The following is a 4121-nucleotide window of genomic DNA, read 5'->3' on the forward strand; positions in this document are numbered from 1 at the left end:
CGAGCAGGGTGAGCGTACCGACGACATTCGTGTGCACGAACGCGGCGGGTCCGTCAATCGAGCGGTCGACGTGCGACTCGGCGGCAAAGTTCACGATCGCGCCCGGTTGATGCTCGGCCAGCACGCGACGGACGTCGTCGGAGCGACTGATGTCGCCCTGCACGAACACGTAGTCCGGATGATCCGCGACCGATGCGAGCGTGTCCGGGTTGCCGGCGTAGGTGAGCGCATCGAAGTTGACGATGCGCCAGCCGCCTTGCGCCAGCGCGTCGAGCACGAAATTGCCGCCGATGAAGCCGGCGCCGCCGGTGACGAGCAGGGTTTTCATTTTGATCCGTGGTCCTGGAACGGGCACCGCATGCACGGCAGCGCGTATCGTAGCGGCAGGCCGGGGACATGGCGAGTCAACGCGCGCCGGCACGGGATTGGAAACGCGGAATTTCGGCAACGGGCGTGCCGCCGGTTCGGGGAGACTGACGCTCCCGGATCCCGAATCGCCGCAACAATTTAAGCGTGCCCTAAGGTCCGGGGCGTACGTTCCCGCAACGCGATCCGAAGAAGCAGGTAGGTCCAGGCAATGCACGTGCTGGTGGTGGAAGACGACGAGCTGCTCGGCCTCGGGATCCAGGATGCGCTCGCGCGCTGGTCGCACACCTCCGAGTGGGTCGGCGACGGTGTGGCGGCGCTCACCGCCGCGCGCGCCACCGCGTTCGACGCGGCCGTGCTCGATCTTGGCCTGCCGAAAATGGATGGGCTCGATGTGCTGAAGGCCCTTCGTCGCGAGAAGATCAATCTTCCCGTGCTCGTGGTCACCGCGCGCGACGCGCTGGCGGATCGCATCGGTGGTCTCGACGCGGGTGCCGACGATTATCTGGTCAAGCCGTTCCACCTCGACGAGCTCGCCGCGCGACTGCGTGCGTTGCACCGTCGCGCCAACGGCATCGCGATGAACAGCGTCGAGGTCGGCGCGCTCACGCTCGATTTGACGTCGAACACCGGCGACTATGGCGGACGCGCGCTCGATCTGTCGCGCTCGGAGTTCCTGTTGTTGCGCGCACTGGCGGAGCGCGCCGGGCGCGTGGTGACACGCGACACGCTCGCGCAGGCGGTGTATGGCAATGAGGGCGTTGCGAGCAACGTGCTGGAGGTCCACGTGCATTCGCTGCGCCGCAAGCTGTCTCCGAGTGCGATCCGGACCGTGCGCGGACTGGGCTACCTGCTGGTACGCGACCATGCCGCATGAGCCGCGCGATGACGACGAATCGATGATTCCGCGCGCGACGCAGCCGTCCAGGGTGAGCGCCGGCAGAACGGATGCAAGCGGCCGCGTCCTGATGCGGAGTGCACAGGGAATCAACCGATGCACTCGCTGAAATCGCGAATCACGACGCTCGTGCTCGTCTGTCTGGCAGCGCTGCTCGTGCCACTGGTCGTGCTGAGCTACCTCTTCATGATGGAGGAAATCGACGAACTCAGCGACGCGCGTCTCGCGCAGAGCGCGCGCACGATCAGCGCGCTGGTCAGCGACCTCGGGGGCGAAGACCTTCCCAGCCTGGCACCGACACAGATCGCCACGTGGAAGAAACGACACGGTCAGCCGTCACTGATCGTTCGTGGGCACAGCTACGAGTCGCAGATCGGATTCCAGTACTGGAGTGACGAAAACCACCTGTTGCTCAACTCGGAAAACATGGGCGATGTGCTGCTGGACGCGGCACCGGCGGGATTTACCGACATCGAAGTCGGCAAGCGTCACTGGCGCGTTTTCACCCTGCTCGATGACAGCCACAACTGGATTCGGGTCGGCGAGCGCTACGACAGCCGTCGGGAAATCGCTCGCGCTCTCGCGATCGAGGCGATCGCTCCGCTGCTGATCGGATTGCCCCTGCTCGCGCTGCTGGTCGGGTGGGCGGTACGACGCGGTTTGCGACCGCTGGTCGAACTGGCCGACCAGCTGGCCGAACGACGTCCCGATCGCACGGATCCGGTCGGCCTCGAGGATCTGCCGCAGGAGATGGAACCGGCGATCTATTCGCTCAACGGCCTTCTCGGACGCGTCCGTGCACTGCTCCAGCAGGAGCGACAATTCACTGCCAACGCCGCGCACGAGTTGCGCACGCCGCTCGCCGGCGCACTGATGCACGTGGAGAATGCGCAGGCGACGTCGGCCGGTTCTGCTTCCACGTCGCTCGCGTATGCGCGTCAGGGTCTGGTGCGCCTGACGCGCCTGGTCAACCAGATGCTGGAACTGGCACGCTGGGACGACGAATCGGCTCCGCATTCGATGGGTGCGGTCGATCTTCGTCGCTGCGTGGACGAGGAACTGCAGGAGCTCGGCGAGATGGCCGCGGACAAGGATTTGGAGATCCACGTGCGCAGCGATGCGATCGCCGCAGAAGTGCTTGGTTGGGAACCCGGACTGCGTTCGCTGATCCGCAATCTTCTCGACAACGCGATCCGCTACAGCGACGACGGCGGCCGCATCGATGTGGCAATCGTGCGCACCGATCATCGCACCGTCCTGTCGATCACCGACAACGGCCCCGGCATCGACGCTCTGCGCCGCGAGTCGATGTTCGATCGATTCCAGCGTGGACCGGATGGCATTGGCATCGGCAGCGGGCTTGGCCTGGCGATGGTTGCACGCATTGCCCAGCTGCACCGCGCAACGGTCGAGCTTCGCGAGTCGGAGGGCGGTCGTGGACTGCGCGTCGATGTGGCGTTCGAGTCTGCACGCATCTCTCCGCAGAGCGGGGTGGAGACATCGCAGGCATGACGGCCTCGCGGTTGCCGCACGTGTGGGCGCGTCACGCGTCTTAATCCCTTCTTAAGCGTTTCGTGAAACAATTCTGAAACAACCGTCTGTCGGCATGCAGAACGTTGATGCGCTTGCGGCGGTCGGTGGATGGTGCACGACGTGTCGATTGCGGACGTTGGCCAGTGCGCGCATCGGAACCCATCCACCATCGCAGCTTCGCGTTCTCGTTCGACAGCTGTTTCGTTGTGCCTGCAGTGCGTTGTCGCCGAATCCCTCTCGAGGAACCCTCCTTGCAAAACGATCAAATGACGCGGTCCGGCCTTCGGCAACGGTATGCACCCCTGCGATGGCTCGCCATCGTCTTTTTCGCCATCACGTTTCTGACGCGTCTCGCGCTGCTGATCAAGACGGGCGACGGAATCCCGCTGCAGCCTCTCAGCTGGCTGTACCTGTTCGTCGTCGGATTCGCCTACGACCTGTGCGCCTTCATTTATTTTGCGTGGCCGCTCGTTCTGTTGCTTTGGCTGGTGCCTGCGCGATTTTTCGCCGCGCGCCCGATGCGCGTGGTGGTCGCCATCTTCTGCCTCGCCTTGCTGTTCGTTCTCATGTTCGTCGCCGCGGCCGAATGGTTGTTCTGGGACGAGTTCAGCAGCCGCTTCAATTTCATCGCGGTGGACTACCTCGTCTACTCGCGCGAAGTGATCGGCAATATTCGTGCGTCGTATCCAGTCGGCAAGCTGCTGTTCCTGATGGCACTCTTCGCCGCGGGATTGGTGTATTTCACGCGTCGGTCCTGGTTGCCGCGTACGGACGCATCGAGATTCCGCACGCGTTCGCTGGTGACGCTCGGCTGGCTTGCACTCACCGTGCTGATCACCGTGTTCGTCGACAGCGAATCGAAGAACCGCTCGAGCAACGCCTATGTCGACGAACTCGCCGGCGACGGCATCTACGAATTCTTTTCCGCCTATCGCAACAACGAACTCGACTGGGACCGTTTTTACAAGACGCTGCCCGAAGCGACCGCGTTTTCCGACATGCGCCGCCTGCTGCAGACACCGGAAGCGCATTTCATCGGCACCGATCCGCGCGACATCACGCGCACGATCGACAACCCGGGCCCGGAAAAACACCTCAACGTGGTGCTGGTCAGCGTCGAAAGTCTTTCCGGTGAATATCTCACCACCTTCGGCAACACTAAGGGCATCACGCCCAATCTCGACGCGCTGGCCGACAAGAGCCTGTTCTTCACGCGACTGTTTGCATCCGGCACGCGCACCGTTCGTGGCCTCGAAGCCCTGGCATTGTCGGTGCCGCCGACGCCAGGCCAGTCGATCGTCAAACGACCCGACAACGAGAACCT

General features: G+C 63.7%; 4 protein-coding genes. 3 read left to right on the forward strand and 1 reads right to left on the reverse strand.

The window, feature by feature from the left end; all coding sequences use genetic code 11:
- Nucleotides 1–328 (reverse strand): GDP-mannose 4,6-dehydratase (locus ABIV12_RS11345; RefSeq protein WP_348059316.1); only part of this gene is annotated, 328 nt, incomplete at its 3' end.
- A 249-nt stretch (nucleotides 329–577) separates the two neighbouring features.
- Here ABIV12_RS11345 and ABIV12_RS11350 point away from each other — a divergent pair.
- The 3 genes from ABIV12_RS11350 to ABIV12_RS11360 form a co-directional block, all read left to right on the forward strand.
- Nucleotides 578–1243, forward strand: a complete 666-nt coding sequence (locus ABIV12_RS11350) for a response regulator (protein WP_348059318.1) — start codon at nucleotides 578–580, stop codon at nucleotides 1241–1243.
- A gap of 117 nt (nucleotides 1244–1360) precedes the next feature.
- A complete protein-coding gene (locus tag ABIV12_RS11355) occupies nucleotides 1361–2776 on the forward strand; it encodes an ATP-binding protein (protein WP_348059320.1) in 1416 nt (471 codons plus the stop codon).
- A 272-nt stretch (nucleotides 2777–3048) separates the two neighbouring features.
- The coding region (locus ABIV12_RS11360) for a sulfatase-like hydrolase/transferase (protein WP_348059322.1) at nucleotides 3049–4121 on the forward strand (1073 nt) is incomplete at its 3' end.

Source organism: Dokdonella sp., assembly GCF_039926425.1.
Taxonomy (GTDB): domain Bacteria; phylum Pseudomonadota; class Gammaproteobacteria; order Xanthomonadales; family Rhodanobacteraceae; genus Dokdonella_A.

Excerpts from the sequence above, each read along its gene's own strand:
- ABIV12_RS11350 (WP_348059318.1), top strand. The coding sequence starts at position 578 with ATGCACGTGCTGGTGGTGGAAGACGACGAGCTGCTCGGCCTCGGGATC.
- ABIV12_RS11355 (WP_348059320.1), top strand. The coding sequence starts at position 1,361 with ATGCACTCGCTGAAATCGCGAATCACGACGCTCGTGCTCGTCTGTCTG.